Source organism: Paenibacillus sp. PL91 (genome assembly GCF_012935325.2).
In the GTDB taxonomy this organism is placed as follows: Bacteria; Bacillota; Bacilli; order Paenibacillales; family Paenibacillaceae; genus Pristimantibacillus.
Genome location: NZ_JABBYG020000003.1, coordinates 141,874 through 159,313, shown reverse-complemented (window position 1 = coordinate 159,313; position 17,440 = coordinate 141,874). Strand labels below are relative to the sequence as shown.

Here is a 17,440-nt window from a genome sequence, read left to right as displayed (position 1 = left end):
CACGAAAGTTTATCGGTTGGAAACTAGTTTATTGCTGCCTCTTCGGATGTCATGCCATACTGTGGTCATCCCGAATCGGGCTGCAGCGACATAGCTGAAAGCGTTATCCTTATATGTCGAGTAGCCTGCCCGGTACGGCAATACATCATTCAAAGAGGGGGCTTGGAACGATGATTAGATGCAACAAAAGAAAAGGGACACTCGGAACGAAGAAAGCGGTATTGACAGTAGGGCTTGCTTGTTCATTATTATTTACGGCTTGCTCGGCAAACACGAAAGAGGAAGCTTCAGGCGATGCGAATGGGGGAGCTTCAAAGGAGAAGGTTACGCTTAAGGTAGAGGTGTTCGATAGAGGCAACTCGCCGGTTGGTTCCACGATAACGGACAACTATATGACAGACTTTATTCAAAAAAACTTCGGTGATCCGAACAACATTAATGTGGAGTTCGTACCGGTACCGCGTTCGGAAGAGGTTGAAAAGCTGAATGTGTTGATGGCAAGCGGCAGCAACGTGCCGGACATCGTATTTACTTACGATCCAAATACATTTAACCGTTATGCGAAACAAGGCGGCTTGACCGATCTCGGACCCCTGCTAAACGAGGCGCCGAATTTGAAAGCGTTCCTTGGTGATGAGGTACTCAGCTATGGACAATTCGAGGGTACGCAGTTCGCTATCCCGGCTAAGCGGTCGAACGTAGGCAAGTATGCCTCCTTCATCCGCCAGGATTGGTTGGAAAAGCTGAATATGCCGGTCCCGCAAACGACAGAAGAGCTTTATGAAACGTTGAAAGCGTTTAAGGAGAAGGACCCAGGCGAGACGGGCGGACAGGTTATTCCACTCGGCATGACGATCGCTTCCGCTCAATACGAGCCGCTGCTCTGGTCTTTCATTAAGCCAATGACCGAGGAACAAAAATATACGCTGACGCAGCAGCTAGGCTCGAATGACTATCCGACGCTTCTGCCGGGCTTTAAAGATGCGCTGCAGTTTATGAACAAGCTGTACAACGAAGGCTTGATGAGCAAGGATTTTGGTCTCGACAAGGATAAGAAGAAATTGGGCGAAGGCGTGTCAACAGGGAAGATCGGCTTCTTTAGCGAGGACGATATCAATCCATTTTACGAGAAGGGCTCTAACGACACGCTGTTGAGTAACGTTCCGGACGCCAAGCTCGTTTCCGTAGACGTATACACCAATGAAGAAGGCAAGCATGCCAAGCCGATGTACGCGCCAAACGGCCTTTACATCATGGTTCCAAAATCGAGCGAGCGAGCGGCCGAGGCAATCAAATATTTGGAATGGATGACGAGCGGCGATAATTTGTTCAACCTGCAAAACGGCGTTGAAGGCGAAAATTATACGATGGTCGACGAAATCCCGGTAGTCAAGGAAAACCCGACTGAGGAAGCGGTAAACCGTTTGTACAATGTAGGCGATATGGTTATTATTTCGAACGGCAAGCAGCTGGGCAGCATGGAGAAAAATCTGAAGGCAAGAGCGCTGCAAATGCCGAAGAAATTCCAGGAGCAGGTGGAACTTGCGCAAAAGATAGCCAATACCGATGTGATTCCGCCAGTGCTAATGGACAGACCGATCGAGGCTCAAACGAAATATGGCACAACCTTGCTCGACAAATTTAATGAGATGATCGTAAAAACAACAATGGCGAAGACAGAGCAGTTCGAAAGCGTCTATGAAACGATGCTGAAGGACTATATGGCAAGCGGCGGCCAGGCTATCCTGGACGAGAGAACAGCTGTTTATAAAGAGATGCAGGCGAAATAATGCGCTGATCAGGCTCGGCGACGGCGAAGGGACGAGGATGAGGAATTGCCTTGTCCCTGCGCCAAAACCGATCCATAAGGAGGAGACCGCTATGAGCAATAACGCCTATTTCCGCAGGTATTGGCAGCTGTACGCGCTGCTGGCATTGCCGATGGCTTATTTCATTATCTTTAAATACGGACCGATGTACGGGATCCAAATTGCGTTTAAGGATTTTAATTTCTTTCAAGGCATAATGGGAAGCGAATGGATCGGCTTTGAGGCGTTCAAAGAAGTGTTCGCCATGCGCGATTTTTATTTGACGCTGCGCAACACGCTGTTGCTCAATTTTTTCGATTTGCTCGTTTCGTTTCCAGCGCCGCTTATTTTAGCAATCATGCTCTACGAGATGAAGACGCTGTGGTTTAAGAAGCTGTCGCAAACGATACTCTACATTCCGCATTTTATTTCATGGGTCATTATCGGCGGAATCGTCTATCAAGTATTCGGCACGGAATCCGGCATGATCAATAACGTAATTACATCGATTGGCTTTGACGCTATTCCGTTTCTGACGGATAAAAACGATTGGCTCATCACCTATTTGCTAGTCGGCGTGTGGCAGAGTGCAGGCTGGGGGACGATTATTTACTTGGCTGCCCTTACCGGCATTAACAAAGAACTATTCGAGGCTGCCGGCATTGACGGGGCGGGCAGGCTGAAGCGCATTTGGCATATTACGCTTCCTGGCCTAAAGCCAACTATCGTCGTGCTGCTCATTATTAATTTGGGCCATATGATTTCAATCGGCTTCGAGCGCCCGTATGTTATCGGCAATTTGGCAGTACGTGAGTACGCTGATGTGCTCAGCACGTTTGTGTACCGAATCGGCCTCCAATCCGGCCAATATACGCTCGCGACGGTTGTCGGTTTATTCCAAGCTGTCGTTGGTCTTGTCTTTGTGCTCGGAGCAAACTATGCTTCCAAGAAGCTTACGGATGAAGGCATTATGTAGGAGTGATTGCAACAATCTATCCATCCTGAATTCGATCATTTGAAAGGAGCGACGCTATGAGAGAGCAAACCGCCAACCGTGTGTTCGATACCGCCAACTTTATCATTTTACTCGTTTGCACATTGATATGTCTGGCTCCATTTCTTCATATAGCAGCCATATCACTAAGCTCGGCAGGTCCTATTCTTTCCGGCAAGGTTAGTCTCTTTCCGGTCGATTTAAATCTGGAAGCTTATGTGAAAGTATTTTCTGACGCATCAATGATTCGCTCGCTTGGATTTACAGTGTTATTGACGGGCTTATTCACCGTGCTCAGCATGCTCATGACGATTGCGATCGGCTATCCATTGTCCAAAAAAAAGCTGAAAGGCCGCAAGGTCTTCATGACCGTCGTCGTTATCACGATGTTTTTCAGTGGCGGCATCATTCCAGAGTATATATTGATCCGAAATTTAAATTTGCTCGATTCGATCTGGGCGCTCGTGCTGCCCGGTTTGATCAATCCTTTTTATTTAATCATCTTGATTACGTTCTTCAATAACATTCCGGAAAGCTTGGAGGAGTCTGCGGAAATCGATGGCAGCAGCCATTTTCGGACTTTGCTCAGCATCATGCTGCCTTTATCGCTTCCAGTCATTACGACGCTTAGCCTGTTTTACGCGGTGGGCCGCTGGAACGGATTTACGGATACGCTGATGTACATCAATAGTCCGGAGCTTTATCCGCTGCAGTTGAAGCTTTATCAGCTTATACAAAACAATATGATCACCGAACTTCTGCAGATGGAAGGTGCGCAGATGGCGACCGTCGTTCCGGAAAGCCTGAAGGCGGCGAGCGTTATATTCGCAACTGTGCCGATTCTAATCGTTTACCCGTGGCTGCAGCGTTACTTCGTAAGCGGCGTGATGCTCGGAGCGGTGAAGGGATAAATCTTGAGGCCTTCAGGCATAGCCTGAAGGCGGAAAACAACTGCCGAGGAGAGAGTGGGAAGACAAATGGACGTATACGACAAGCTGGTTTCTATTAATGACCGTTATGTACAAGAAGGATTGGATCATCAGGTGCTTGATAGCAAAAGCCATTTTTATGGAGGGGTCACTGATCCCGTGAACGGCATCGCATGGCCTAGCCACGGCGGAACGCCGATGGTTATGGCTTTTTGGGCATCGGCACTCATCAACGAGGATTCACGCTTTTATCATAATCAAGAGCTGCTTCACCGACTGGAGTTGAGCGCACAGTACATGCTGCGGTTTCAGCATGCCGACGGAACGATTTCGCCGCCATGGACGAATATGCACTCGCCTCCGGATACCGCATTCGTCGTTAGCGGCCTAGCGCAGGTCTATTTGCTGCTTGAAGGCGATGCGTGGGAGCCTTTGCGCCAAGCGGCGGAGGATATCCGGACGTTTCTTGAGCGTACCATCCCTGCCTTGCTAACAGGAGGCTGCCACACCCCGAATCATCGCTGGGTTATTACGGCGGCGCTCGGGTTTATGTATAAGCTGACGGGGCAGCCGGAGCTTAAGACGAGAGCGGAGCAATGGCTCGCGGAAGGAATCGATTGCACAGAAGACGGGGAGTGGACGGAGCGCAGCAACGGCATTTATAACGCTGTCAGCGATATCGTCCTTATTTATGCGGCGGAGCTTTTTGATAGGCCCGACCTGCTGGAGCCGGTACGCCGGAATTTGCGGATGATGGCGTATATGATTCATCCCGATGGCGAAGTGGTGACCGATTACTCCGGCCGCCAAGACTTTGGCAGCACATACAACATGGGCACTTATTTTCTTTCGGCCAAGCTGATGGCAAGCTGCGACAATGAGCCGCTCTTTGAAGCTATCGCGGAGCTTGCGGGCGAAGCGCTGACGCATCCGGGGGGACTTCCCAATAACGCGCTGCTTGGTTTATTGTGCTATCCGGAGCTTCGCGAGAATTCAATCCAGCCAGCAGAGCTGCCGGACACCTATCAGGTCGTTATAAACGGCGGCTTTCCGCGCGATCGTTACTTGAGCGGAATGGAAGCGGCCGGACACGGAGGGAAAATCTATCACAGCCGGCTTCATCCGGACTTCGGCGCTCCCGTCGCGCGGCATAGGAGCGGGGCGACAAGCGCGACCGTCATTACGGAGACGAATTCGTTTTTTGCGCTGCGGCATGGCGCGGCACGGCTGCTTGCCGTGCAAATCGCTACTTCCTTTGAACCCGGCTTCGTCAAGCTGAAGCGGCTGGAGGAGCTGGAGCACGGTTACCGGTTAACGGCGACAGAGCGCAAGGGCTACTATGGCCCTGTCGCACAGAGCCAGTTGCCAGAAACCGCCCACGGGCCGGTCAGTCCTTGGTATTTGCTGCCGCATCATTTGCGCGAGGTTACGCACGAGCAGCAGCACGAGGTCGAGGTGGAGCTGACCGAGAGCGAGCAAGGCTGGCGCATTCGCGTGCGCTGCGAGCAGCCGGAAATTTTGATGACGCAAATTTCATTTGTGTTCCATAAGGAAGGCTCATTATCCGGCGAGGGACTTGCGCCGGCAGCTGCAGGAACCGTGTTCTGGCAAGAGGGGACTGTCCGCTTAACTGCCGGGAACGATTGGATCGAGCTGGACGGAGGGGCGCATAAGCACCGGGCCAAGGCAATTAACAATACAAGCTATCCGGCGGATTGCCAGACGCTGCTTGTGAACGTGATGACGCCATATGACAAAACTTTCGATATCAGGTTGTCTAGTAGTCAGGACCGGAATGAAGGCAAACGGGAGGAATGAGGACATGACCGCATATATGGAACCGCGTGAAAGCGCGCGATACGGGTTCGGCGACGATGAGCGCCGTATACTTGAGCTGCTCGCCGGCCGTTACGCAGGCGCGAATCCTCCCGTACCCTTTGCGCTGCGCGCTTTTGCCAAAACGGGCGTGCTGCAAACGGGGGATGGGCTTTACGATATGGATTTCTCCGTTAAGCTGCCGGAAGCGGCTGACGGCGAATTCGCTTACGCATACGGGCTCGTATGGAGCGACGACGAGCGCTCGATCGACGGTGTCATGGAGCCGCTCGGCCCGGTTCGGCTGTACGTCAATGAAGAGCAGCTGTACCGATCAAGTGCGGTAGACGAGTTGAAGCCTGACGCGCGCGCGGTTATCCCCCTCTTGCTGCGCAAGGGCTGGAATGCTTTCCTGGTAGAAGCGCAAAAGACGGCTGCAGGCTTTGGCTGCCGCTTTGGAGCGGATGAGGCGAAGGTTCGCATCCTGCAGGTGCTTGCTCCCTTTGCAGGCAGGTCGGGAAAGGCAGGCTGGGTATTTACAGAAACAGCGAAAAGCCGGATTTTCGGTCCGGAAAAGGGGTTTCCCGATTTCAAGCTGGCAGAAGAAGAAACCGGCTTTTCCTGGCATCCGCGGCTGAAGTGGACGCAGGAGGAAGAGAGCCTGCCTAACTGCGAGCGGCTGTTCGGCGTTCCTGTTCAGCCTGCTGCAGCTTACGGCTGGTGCGAATTGCAGGTGCCTTCCGTGGATGAGTCGGTCGTGCTGGAGGGCCGAGTCTTAGGGCCAACCTCCATATGGCTGGACGGAAGAAAGGTAGCCGAGCTTGTATCGGCCGGCTCCTACCGCATGCAAGTGTTCGTTGCTCCGGGACTACGTCAGCTGCTTGTGCGAAGCGTAAGCAGCCCGGGCGGCTGGGGGTTTGAATGCAGCGCTTATGCCGGAGGGAGACTGCTGCAGTTGGGGCTGCCTGCTGCGATTCACGGAGGCGAAGGCGCGTGGCTTTACGCTGGGCCGCTGGACCCGGCAGCTGAGCTGGATCCGCAGGCGGTATGCACGACGGCTGCGCTTTATCCCGCCATCGATTCCGAGGGCAGAGCAGCCGGATTTACGTATTGGATGGTCGATGCGCCGCAAACAAGGGTGAGGCCTTACTATGAGAACGCGATGCTAAGCAACAAATGGACGACGGGCAGCGCCACGAATTACGGGCGCTGGGATTATCCGCTTGGCGTCACGATGTATGGGATGCTGCGGACTGCCCGCGAGCTTAATCGGGATGATTTGTCTGAATACGCGCTCGGCCATATCCGCAATTGCACAGACCTGTATACGTATTCATTATGGGACAGGAACGAATACGGATTTCCTTCCGTGAACCACCAGCTCGTCATAATCAAGATGCTGGACAACTGCGGCTCCTTCGGCTCGGCTATGCTTGAGGCTTATTTGCAGACGAGGAATGAAAGCTTTCTCCGCATTGCGGATGTGATCGCGGAATTTATGCTGGAGAAGCTGGAGCGCCGCCCTGATGGCGCGTTCTACCGGTTGTGCCCGGGCGAATATTCGGCTGATACGATGTGGGCGGACGATTTGTATATGAGTGCCCCTTTCCTGATCCGGTACGCCGAGGCAACGGGTAAGCAGGAAGCGCGGGATGAAGCGGCAAAGCAATTTTTGCTGTACAAGCGCTACTTGTTTATGGAGCCGGAAGGCGTCATGTCGCATGTGTTCGACTTTAAATACGGCAAGGCGACCCGCGTGCCGTGGGGACGCGGCAACGGCTGGTGTCTGTTCTCGCTGTCCGAGCTGCTGGAGAAGCTGCCCGGCGATCACCAAGACCGTGAAGAGCTGCTCGTTATGTTCCGGGAGCTGTGTGCGGGAGTCGCGGCGCTTCAGTCGGAATCGGGCTTATGGCGCCAAGTGCTCAACCAGCCTGAAGCCTACGAGGAAGCGTCCTGTACTGCGATGTTCGCTTATGCTTTCGCGAGGGGCGTGCGTTTCGGCTGGCTCGACGGGTCGAAGGGCTATGCGGCCGCAGCGCATAAAGCATGGCAAGGCCTGACAAGCGGGGCGATCGACCGGCAGGGCAATGTGCACGGCGTATGCAGCGGGTCGCGGTATTCTTATTCGCCGGATTATTACATGTACGACCTGCGAACAGTCGTGAACGACAACCACGGCATCGGCATTATGATGCTGGCGGGTGTGGAAATCAGCAAGCTGAAGAACGCGGCTGCCAAGCCGGTCTGCACTTCCTTGCAAGAAACGGTCCCGCAGCAGCGGGAAGAATAATAAGTATATTTAAATTAGCTGTTATATATTAGGATAAACTTTTTCCGCTGAACAAGCATTGCCGCCCCATGACGGCAATGCTTTGGTCTGAGCAAAACATAGCGAACGGTTCGGGAAAGCCGCTGCCGTTTGCGATTGGGGGGCGAAATCATATATTTGTTCTCGTATTTCAAAACGGATGACGAATCGCTTTATGCAGCCGTCAGCGAAGACGGATACGCATGGAAGGAATGGAATGGCGGCAGCCCTGTGCTTCAGGGGAAGGATGCCGGAGGAAGAATACGCGATCCCTTTGTGATGGAGGATGAGACCGGGCGGTTTCACGCGGTTTGGACGGACAGCTGGGAAGGAACTACGATCGGGTATGCGTGGTCGGACGACCTAATGCGCTGGAAGGGAATCCAATCGCTGCCCGTTATGGCGGACGTGGACGGAACGCTCAATTGCTGGGCACCTGAAATAATATTCGATGAGGCGAAGGGCTCTTATCGGATTTTTTGGTCGTCCACCGTTGCGCAGCCGGGAGCCGGCAAGCTTCGCGATCACCGGATCTGGTCGGTGCTAACGGATGATTTCGAGCGTTTTACGGCGCCGCAGCTCTATTTTGACCCCGGATACAATGTGATAGACGCCACGGTAGCGGATTTGGGAGACCAATATCTGTTGCTATTCAAAGACGAGCGCGGCCTCAACAATTCGGAAACGGATTACAAGGCGATTCGCTCTCTCGCATTTGGCAAAAATGAAGAGCATCTGCCCGAACCAACTTGCGTTTCCGGACTCATCACCCCCGCATTATCCGAAGGGCCGACGCTGTATGAGGCTGTAAACGGCAGCGGCGGACGGGAATGGATCATGCTATACGATTTGTTCCACTTTCGGGAGTATGGCGCGATGCGATCCTCGGACTTGATTCACTGGGAAAACATTACGCATATGATGACTTTCCCGCCGGATAGAAGGCATGGAAGCGTCATTAGAGTGCGGAACAGTACTGCCTTGCAGTTCCATGAACCAGACTCTGAGTGATGTTGAAGAAATAGGCTGCCGGCTGCATGCTGAGCCAAGAGCGATTGTCATTGCCAATTGTGCCTTACTCCAAGCATAATAGAGAGATTAGGACGACATGAGTGAGCGAGGAATGCGCATGAAAGCGACAATTTACGATGTAGCCCGCGAAGCTGGCGTATCGATAGCGACCGTATCCAAGGTGATCAACGCAAAAGGGAAAATAAGCCAGGAGCGAAGGCGTGAAGTGTTCGCCATTATGGAGCGGCTTCATTACCAGCCAAGCGTTATCGCTTCGGCCTTAACTGGAAAGCATACCTATACGCTCGGCTTGCTCATCCCGGACATTGCAAATCCTTTTTACGGGGAAGTGGCGAGAGCGGTCGAGGACCGGGGGCATCAGCTCGGATACAGCGTTATTATTTGCAGCACGGATAACAGAGATGAACGGATTGAACAATATATTTCGGTGCTTAAGCAAAAGCGCATCGACGGCATAATGGTCGGTACGGGGCTCGGGAATGCGGACACTTTGCGCGAGCTGAGCGAGTCCATGCCGATCGTCGCCATCGGCCGCGAGCTGCCAGACTTTCCCGTTCATACGGTGGTGGCGGACGATTGGCAAGGCGGAAGGTCTGCGGCAGAGCATTTGCTGCTGCTGGGCCATCGCCGCATGGCTGTCCTGTGTGAGAGCATATCGCTCAGCAGCAGCCGGGATCGGCTGATGGGCTTTAAGGAACGGCTTGAGGAAAGCGGTGTCATTCTGGCGGAGCGCCATATGAAGCACTGCAAGCACCGGATGGAGGACGGAAAGCGGGAGGCTGCTCGCATGCTGAAAGGCAGCGATCGTCCAACCGCGATCTTCTGCTGCAACGATTTGCTCGCCGTCGGCGCTCTCCAAGCGGCCAAGGAAGCGGGGCTCCGGGTGCCCTCGGAGCTGTCGGTCGTCAGCTTCGACAATACGATTCTGGCTTCGGTAACCGATCCGCCGCTTACGTCGATCGCTCAGCCGATGGAGCAATTGGGGGCTGCCGCCGTTGATTTGCTGCTGGAGCAATTCGGGCAAGAGGCCTCGGCCCACAAGCGCCGCATCGCGCTGCGGACGGAGCTGATGGTACGGGCGTCTACGGCTCGCGCGAAGCTGGATGAATGAACAGGAACCACAGCAAAAAGTCCTTATTTGCTCTCGTTGGAATAATCCCCACAGGGAACAGTGAAAAAAGAGTTCATGAAAAAATGAACGAAACACTGCTGACTGAGGGGATTTTTTTATGACGCCAATAAGGAATGTGCGTGAATATCTATTATTTCGGTTCCTCTTGCTAGTTTTACTATAAAAACATGTGGGACAAACACTCCAATTACAAAGGGACATTATAGTCAATGAGGCGGTGAAACACGGGTAGCATAGGTCAATTCGTATAGCGGAGGTGGTTAAAAAAAAGGAAGCATTCGTACCGAAGAGGACGCAGATCGGTATGAAATAAAAATTTTCCATTATTGTTAAATGTTCTTGCGTCTGATCTGGAAGCCATGTATTATACAAATAAAGCGTTTTAATAAAGCGCTTACAAAACAATTAACCTCAATTAAACCGGTTTAACTACCAGGAGCAATACGCTACATAGCCGACAATTTTTAAATCTTTATTAAACCGGTTTAATAATCACGGGGGCGGTGTTCTGTTTTAGCTTGTGCCTAGAATGATAATTCAAATTCGGAGGGGTTTACTTGAAAAAAAACAGGTTTTTGTTCATGCTGATCGTGATCATGGCAATCGTTTTGGCAGCTTGCACTAATAATTCAGGACCTAATGAAGCGAAGGAAAGTCCCAAACCGTCGGCAGTTGTAGAGGAAGCGCCAATTGACGGTACAGGCTCAAAAGAAGCGCCGATGCTTGCTGAATTGGTCAGCGCTGGGACGTTGCCGCCACTGGCGGAGCGTCTCCCGGTTCAGGACGATATTAAGATCGAGGATGTTGTGGAGGAGATCGGACAATACGGCGGAGAGTGGAAAATGCCTTGGACGGGGCCTGGAGACAAATGGGCGGTCGGACAGCCAACGGAGGAAGCGCTATTCCGCTTCAACAAAGAGGGGGACAAGGTGGAGCCCAACGTGGCCAAGGGGTATGAAGTCAATGCGGATTCCACCGTATTCACCATTCACCTCAGAGAAGGGATGAAGTGGTCGGACGGTGTTCCTTTTACAGCTGACGATGTTCTATTTTATTGGGAGCATATGCTGACGAAGGAAACGTTCGGTAAAAAGATCTACGATGCGTATTATTCGGTCGATCCGGCAACGGGCGACAAAGCACTGGCCGAAGTCAAAAAAGTCGATGATTATACGTTCACTGTCACTCATAAATACCCAAGCGTACAGTTTTTGGAGCGTGTAGCAATCGATAACAAATGGTTTTTTGCACCCGCTCATTTCCATAAAACGATCCTTCCGGAATTCGTAGGCGAAGACAAAACGTTGGAAATTACGAAGCAATGGGGCTATGAGGATCCAAAGGTTTTCCTGGTCGAAACGGGATACTACTTCTGGCTTCATTCACAAATTCCGACTCTTCGGGCTTGGGTAGCGAAAACCGATCCCAACAGTGACCAGTTCATTATGGAACGGAATCCTTATTTCTGGAAAACGGATAAAGAAGGAAAGCAATTGCCTTATATCGACCGCATCGTTGCGACGAAAATTCAGGATCCAAGCCAAAAGGTACTCGGTACGCTAGCTGGCGATTACAATCTGCTGGCCTTCGATTCTAAGGATTTCACCGTTTTGAAAGAAAATGAGAAGAAAGGCGATTACCGTATTATACCTTGGACGCAGCCGGCATGGTCCAGTGCGGGAATCCAGTTAAACCAAACAACAGAGGACCCTAAGCTGCGCAAGCTGTTTCAGGACATTCGTTTTAGAGAGGCGCTGTCGGTCGGCGTTAACCGCGTGGAAATTACCGAAATCGTATCCAATGGTTTGGCAGAACCCGTGCAGGCTTCAGTTCCGGAAGGCGTTATCGGCTATCAAGAAGGCTGGGCAAACCAATGGACGGAATTCGATCCGGAGCGCGCGAACCAGCTGCTGGATGAGATTGGTTTGGCCAAACGGGACAAAGATAACTTCCGGACCTATGAGGACGGCTCGGATTTAACGCTCACCGTTATTGAATCCAACACCGATACCGAAGCTTTTCTGGAGCTGCTTAAAAAATATTATGAGGATATGGGACTTAAGACAAACATTAAGATTGTCGATCAAGGTACCCACTTTGAAATGAAATACGCGAATCAGGTACCGATGACTACCGAGAACATCTCTGTCGCTAACGTAGCGTTCCGCCCGGATACACTCGTACCGCTTCGTGTCATCACGCCATGGTTCGGCCATTACGGCCTATACAGCTCTTCGGGAGGCAAGGAAGGAGTTAAGCCTGAGGGAGATGTCGCTTTAATTCTTGAATACTGGGACAAAATCAAAGCAAGCAAAAGCGTAGATGAAATCAATCAATTGAGCAATGAAATTGTTAAGCTTCATCAGAAAAACCAATGGGTCATCGGCTATGCGGGCCCGACGCCCGTACTGGTAATAGCCTCAAACAGCATTCACAACATCCCAACCGATGCGGTATGGGCGGATGAATACCGTTCGCTAGGCCAAGGCCATCCATCGCAATTTTTCATCAAGCCATAATAGACGTTTCTTGCTGGCAGGATAGCAGGGAATCAGATTCCCTGCTATCCCTCCTTGAGTTCGATTGAATTGCGACAGAGAGGATAGGATATGACATGCTTCAATATATATTAAAACGAATCCTATTGGTCATACCCGTTGTTATATTTATTTCGTTTATCGTCTTCTATATCATACAGCTTCCGCCTGGCGACTATGTTTCCAACTACTCCGCAAAGATGTCTGCAGCCGGGGATGTAATGACAACAGCTGAAATGGATGAGATGCGAGCAAATCTAGGACTTGACCGCCCCGTTTACGAGCAATATTTTGTCTGGATGAAAAAAATCGTACTGCACGGTGATTTTGGCTTTTCATTTAATTACAACAAACCGGTAACCGATGTCATTAAGCAATATATGGGTCTCACCTTGGTCGTTTCGCTTGTCACTATGGTATTCCATTATGTGGTAGCTATTCCGATCGGCATCTACACAGCCGTTAAGCAGTACACCGCGGGCGATTATTTTTTCTCCGGATTAAGCTTTATCGGCATGGCAACGCCCAATTTTCTTCTCGCAATCATTTTAATGTACCTATCGTATACTTGGTTCGGCGACCCGCTGCTTGGCCTCTTTTCAAGTGAATACGTAAATGCGCCATGGTCGATGGACAAAGTGCTGGACCTTATGAAGCATATGATTATTCCTGTCATCGTCATCGGCCTTGCAAGCACGGCGGACTTGATTCGTATCATGAGAGGCCAGATGCTGGATGAGTTAAATAAACCGAACGTCGTTACCGCCAGAGCCAAGGGCTTGTCTGAAATGAAAATATTGTTCAAATATCCTACGCGCGCAGCTTTGAATCCAATCGTGAGCACGTTTGGTTGGTCGCTCTCGTCCATATTTACTGGCGCGACCATTACCGCAATCGTGTTGAATTTACCGCTGCAGGGGCCGGTCATGTATAACGCGCTGCTGGGGCAAGACATGTACCTCGCAGGCACGTGGCTGCTGTTCATGGCTCTCTTAACCGTGCTCGGGACTTTAATTTCAGACATTCTGCTTGCTTGGCTCGATCCAAAAATCCGTACAGAGTTCAGGGGAAACTAGCCTATGAAAACAATTCCTGCATTCAGACGACAAAAACCGGACATTATTCAGCCGGCCAAAATCAAGGATGCCAACTACAGCTCGCAGTGGCGGCTGATTTATCTCAGATTCAAGAAGCATAAGCTCGCACGCATTAGCTTATTCATTCTTGCTTCCCTATATATTGTCGCGCTATTTGCGCAATTCATTGCGCCTTACGGTCTACAAAGCTATGACAGCAAATATGTGAACGCTCCTCCGATGGGCTTCAGATTCATGGACGCGGACGGCAAGTTCCATATCAAGCCATTCGTGTATGAGCTCAAGTCCACACGTGACCCGGAAACGATGCGCAAAGTATTTGTATCGAATACAGAAAAACGTTATCCGCTGCAGTTCTTTGTCAAGGGAGAAGAGTATAAGTTTCTTGGCCTATTTTCAACGTCTACGCATTTAATAGGCGTGGAGGAGCCTGGCCGGATTTTCTTGCTTGGTACGGATGGCATGGGCAGGGACTTATTTTCCCGTATTATTTTGGGCAGTCAAATCTCGCTTAGCATTCCGCTTGTCGGAGTTGGAATCAGTTTCGTGCTTGGCTTAATCATTGGAGGAATTTCCGGTTATTTTGGCGGCTGGTTGGATTCGATTATTCAGCGCATTATCGAAATTATCCGATCCTTCCCTACGCTGCCCTTATGGATGGCTTTATCCGCTGCCATTCCGCCGAGGATACCTGTAGTGACGATGTATTTGTACATCGTCATCATATTTGCCTTCATTGGTTGGACGGATCTGGCAAGGGTGGTAAGAGGCAAGTTTATCGCTTTAAAAAATGAAGACTATGTCATCGCCGCGAAGATTGCGGGCGTAGGCAATACAAAAATCATCGTTAAGCATCTTTTGCCCGGTTTTATAAGCTATCTGGTTGTGGCGACGACGCTAGCCATTCCCGGCATGATTTTAGGCGAGACGGCAATGAGCTTTCTAGGACTTGGCATTCGTTCACCCGCTACAAGCTGGGGCGTACTGCTTCAAGAAGCCCAGAAGATCGAAAATGTGGCTTTGTACCCTTGGAAGCTAATTCCGCTGGGTATCGTTATTCTAACGGTATTAACTTACAATTTCCTTGGCGATGGACTGCGCGACGCCGCGGACCCATACAAAAAATAACTCACTAAATCAAACGCAAGGCGAGGGGATAGCATGTCAACGCAAGCGTCTCAAACCGAGAAGCCCTTATTATCCGTTCAAAACCTTAAAATTCAAATTCAGATGGATAACGGGGAAATGAAGGCAGTAGACGGGGTGGATTTTGAAATCCATAAAGGAAAAACGTTGGGGCTTGTTGGGGAGTCCGGCTGCGGGAAAAGCCTGACTAGCAGAGCCATCATCAGCATTAATCCCAAAGAATGCGAGACGACAGGCAGCATTATGTACCATTCTGATACGGAGGCAGCATTCAAACAAATAGACCTGCTGTCATTGGACCCGACCGGCAAACGGATTCGATCCATTCGAGGCCGAAAAATAGCTATGATCTTCCAAGAGCCGATGACCGCTTTCTCTCCAATGTATACGATTGGCAATCAGATCATGGAAGCGATACAGATCCACCGTACCAAAAACAAAAAAGAAGCCAAAAAAATTGCGCTTGAAATGCTTGCAAAGGTGGGGATCTCGGATCAAGAGAAGAGGTTCGACCAATATCCGCATGAGTTTTCAGGAGGCATGCGTCAGCGGGCGATGATCTCGATGGCGTTATCCTGCAATCCGGAGCTCTTGATTGCCGATGAGCCTACAACCGCGCTTGACGTGACGATCCAAGCTCAAGTACTGGAATTAATGAGAAGCCTCCAAGCGGAGCTCGGCATGGCGATATTGCTTGTGACGCATGATCTAGGCATCATCGCGCAAATGTGCGACGAGGTGGCTGTTATGTATTTGGGCAAAATCGTCGAGCAGGCGCCTGTGAAAGAAATCTTCTATAATCCGAAGCATCCCTATACGAAGGGCTTGCTCAAATCAATGCCAAGATTGGGCGGGGACAAGAGCAGGCGGCTTGACTCCATCGAAGGCTCCGTTCCCATGCCGGTCAATATGCCGCCGATGTGCGGATTCTACGATCGGTGCAAGGATCGAATTGAAGGCATATGCAATAGCAAAGCTGTACCTAAAACCCGGATTTCCGATCATCATTCGGTCAGATGTTTTCTGTATTCGGATCTGCGTGAAGGAGAGTCCCAATGAACAAGCCCATTCTTGATGTAGTTAATATGAATAAGGATTTTCAAGTGAAATCCAAGGCAGCTTTATTTCGCAAGCCTGCGCAGGTGCGCGTGCTGAACGATATCTCTTTCGAGCTTATGGAGGGCGAAACCTTAAGCATTGTCGGTGAATCCGGCTGCGGCAAAACAACGTTAGGGCGCTGCATCGTAAGAGGGATGGACCCGTCCTCCGGTGATGTGATTTACCACGCGGAAGATGGGCAAAAAGTACAATTTCTTAAACTGAAAGGAAAGAAATCCAAAACATACAGAAAAGATATTCAAATGATTTTCCAAGATCCGTATTCCTCGCTCAGCCCGAGAATGAGTGTATTTGACATTATTTCTGAGCCGCTTATTGCCAACTTCAAGCTGAGCAAATCGGAAATTGAACAAAAAGTGACAGAGATCGCAGAAAAGACGGGGCTGAATGTCAGCTATTTGAGACGTTATCCGCATGCCTTCTCAGGAGGACAAAGACAACGCATCGCGATCGCTAGAGCGCTTATTACGCAGCCGAGGCTGATCGTCTGCGATGAGGCGGTTTCCGCTTTGGACGTGTCTATTCAAGCCCAAATCATTAACTTGCTTAAGGATCTGCAGGAGCAATTTCAAATCACGTACATTTTTATTTCGCATGATCTCTCTATCGTGCAGAACATTTCAGATAGAGTTGCGGTCATGCATCTGGGCCGTATCGTAGAGCTGGCTTCTACGGACTCCTTGTTCGGAACGCCTATGCATCCGTACACAGAAGCGCTAATGTCTGCGGTTCCGCAGCCAGACCCGGAGCTGAAGAAAAATAGAATCATTTTGGAGGGTGAGGTGCCGAACCCGGCTAACCCGCCAAGCGGCTGCCATTTCCATCCGAGATGCGCGTATAGAACGGATAAATGCATCCAGCAAGTGCCAGAGCTTCGTGAAGTAGGTTATAATCATTTTACGGCTTGTCATTATGCGGAGGAATTGAATTTAAGGGGTGTCCAGAATGATAGAGCAAATGAAACCTGATGTGGAGGAAAAGAAATTAATCGTCTTTTTGGACTGCGGCGACACGATCATTGACGAAGGCACAGAAATTCGCGATGAAGAGGGTACAGTCATTCAAGGGAATGTGATTCCCGGAGCGGATATTATGGTGAAAACACTTGCAGACAGAGGCTATCGACTGGCAATCGTAGCAGACGGAACGGCCCAATCCTTTAAAAATTTACTAACTCAAAACGGGCTATACGATTATTTTGAAACGTTGACCTACTCGGAGCCGGTGAAAGCCTCCAAGCCGAGCCCTCGAATGTTTAAAGCGGCGGTGGGCGCTATGGATCTTAGCGAGGAGGACTATTCCCGGATCATTATGGTCGGAAACAATTTGAGCAGGGATGTAAGAGGGGCAAACCAGCTTGGACTGACCAGCGTTTTCCTGAGTTGGACGACTAGATATCCGAAATCGCCTGCAGATGACTTGGAAATTCCGGATTACACGATTAATGATCCTCTTGAACTGATCGATTTGGTAGAGGTGCTTAATCGCGAATTGCCTTGAACAAGCTTTGAGAGGATGTTACA

At 50.6% G+C, this 17,440-nt stretch carries 13 protein-coding genes; all 13 read left to right on the top strand.

Features of this window, described 5'->3' with window-relative positions:
- Positions 1-170 precede the first annotated feature (170 nt).
- Complete coding sequence (locus HI950_RS09405; protein WP_187768064.1) at positions 171-1,790, top strand: extracellular solute-binding protein; 1,620 nt, start codon at positions 171-173, stop codon at positions 1,788-1,790.
- A 91-nt stretch (positions 1,791-1,881) separates the two neighbouring features.
- Entirely contained in the window at positions 1,882-2,784 is a 903-nt protein-coding gene (locus HI950_RS09400; protein WP_169083878.1) for an ABC transporter permease, read from the top strand.
- Between the two features lie 56 nt (positions 2,785-2,840).
- Positions 2,841-3,713, top strand: coding sequence for a carbohydrate ABC transporter permease (locus HI950_RS09395; RefSeq protein WP_169083879.1), 873 nt, complete (start codon positions 2,841-2,843; stop codon positions 3,711-3,713).
- A 54-nt stretch (positions 3,714-3,767) separates the two neighbouring features.
- Entirely contained in the window at positions 3,768-5,549 is a 1,782-nt protein-coding gene (locus HI950_RS09390; protein ID WP_317618323.1) for a hypothetical protein, read from the top strand.
- Positions 5,550-5,553: 4 nt separating this feature from the next.
- Positions 5,554-7,836, top strand: a complete 2,283-nt coding sequence (locus HI950_RS09385) for a glycoside hydrolase family 88/105 protein (RefSeq protein WP_169083880.1) — start codon at positions 5,554-5,556, stop codon at positions 7,834-7,836.
- 156 nt (positions 7,837-7,992) lie between these two features.
- Complete coding sequence (locus HI950_RS09380) at positions 7,993-8,865, top strand: glycoside hydrolase family 43 protein (RefSeq protein WP_187768063.1); 873 nt, start codon at positions 7,993-7,995, stop codon at positions 8,863-8,865.
- Between the two features lie 118 nt (positions 8,866-8,983).
- Positions 8,984-9,997 carry a LacI family DNA-binding transcriptional regulator gene (locus HI950_RS09375; RefSeq protein ID WP_169083881.1) on the top strand — a complete coding sequence of 338 codons (1,014 nt, stop codon included), beginning with the start codon at positions 8,984-8,986 and terminating at the stop codon, positions 9,995-9,997.
- A gap of 578 nt (positions 9,998-10,575) precedes the next feature.
- Complete coding sequence (locus tag HI950_RS09370) at positions 10,576-12,537, top strand: ABC transporter substrate-binding protein (protein WP_223285194.1); 1,962 nt, start codon at positions 10,576-10,578, stop codon at positions 12,535-12,537.
- A 95-nt stretch (positions 12,538-12,632) separates the two neighbouring features.
- Positions 12,633-13,631, top strand: a complete 999-nt coding sequence (locus HI950_RS09365; protein WP_169083882.1) for an ABC transporter permease — start codon at positions 12,633-12,635, stop codon at positions 13,629-13,631.
- Between the two features lie 3 nt (positions 13,632-13,634).
- Complete coding sequence (locus HI950_RS09360) at positions 13,635-14,780, top strand: ABC transporter permease (protein WP_169083883.1); 1,146 nt, start codon at positions 13,635-13,637, stop codon at positions 14,778-14,780.
- Between the two features lie 33 nt (positions 14,781-14,813).
- Entirely contained in the window at positions 14,814-15,857 is a 1,044-nt protein-coding gene (locus HI950_RS09355) for an ABC transporter ATP-binding protein (RefSeq protein ID WP_169083884.1), read from the top strand.
- Complete coding sequence (locus tag HI950_RS09350) at positions 15,854-16,885, top strand: ABC transporter ATP-binding protein (RefSeq protein WP_169083885.1); 1,032 nt, start codon at positions 15,854-15,856, stop codon at positions 16,883-16,885. Before HI950_RS09355 ends, HI950_RS09350 begins: the two co-directional genes overlap by 4 nt.
- Positions 16,863-17,417, top strand: coding sequence for an HAD family hydrolase (locus HI950_RS09345; protein ID WP_187768062.1), 555 nt, complete (start codon positions 16,863-16,865; stop codon positions 17,415-17,417). The genes HI950_RS09350 and HI950_RS09345 overlap by 23 nt, the downstream gene beginning before the upstream one ends.
- The last annotated feature ends 23 nt before the right edge of the window (positions 17,418-17,440 follow it).

Coding starts and splice junctions, on each gene's coding strand:
- HI950_RS09405 (WP_187768064.1), top strand. CDS start 171: ATGATTAGATGCAACAAAAGAAAAGGGACACTCGGAACGAAGAAAGCG.
- HI950_RS09400 (WP_169083878.1), top strand. CDS start 1,882: ATGAGCAATAACGCCTATTTCCGCAGGTATTGGCAGCTGTACGCGCTG.
- HI950_RS09395 (WP_169083879.1), top strand. CDS start 2,841: ATGAGAGAGCAAACCGCCAACCGTGTGTTCGATACCGCCAACTTTATC.
- HI950_RS09385 (WP_169083880.1), top strand. CDS start 5,554: ATGACCGCATATATGGAACCGCGTGAAAGCGCGCGATACGGGTTCGGC.
- HI950_RS09375 (WP_169083881.1), top strand. CDS start 8,984: ATGAAAGCGACAATTTACGATGTAGCCCGCGAAGCTGGCGTATCGATA.
- HI950_RS09365 (WP_169083882.1), top strand. CDS start 12,633: ATGCTTCAATATATATTAAAACGAATCCTATTGGTCATACCCGTTGTT.
- HI950_RS09360 (WP_169083883.1), top strand. CDS start 13,635: ATGAAAACAATTCCTGCATTCAGACGACAAAAACCGGACATTATTCAG.
- HI950_RS09355 (WP_169083884.1), top strand. CDS start 14,814: ATGTCAACGCAAGCGTCTCAAACCGAGAAGCCCTTATTATCCGTTCAA.
- HI950_RS09350 (WP_169083885.1), top strand. CDS start 15,854: ATGAACAAGCCCATTCTTGATGTAGTTAATATGAATAAGGATTTTCAA.
- HI950_RS09345 (WP_187768062.1), top strand. CDS start 16,863: ATGATAGAGCAAATGAAACCTGATGTGGAGGAAAAGAAATTAATCGTC.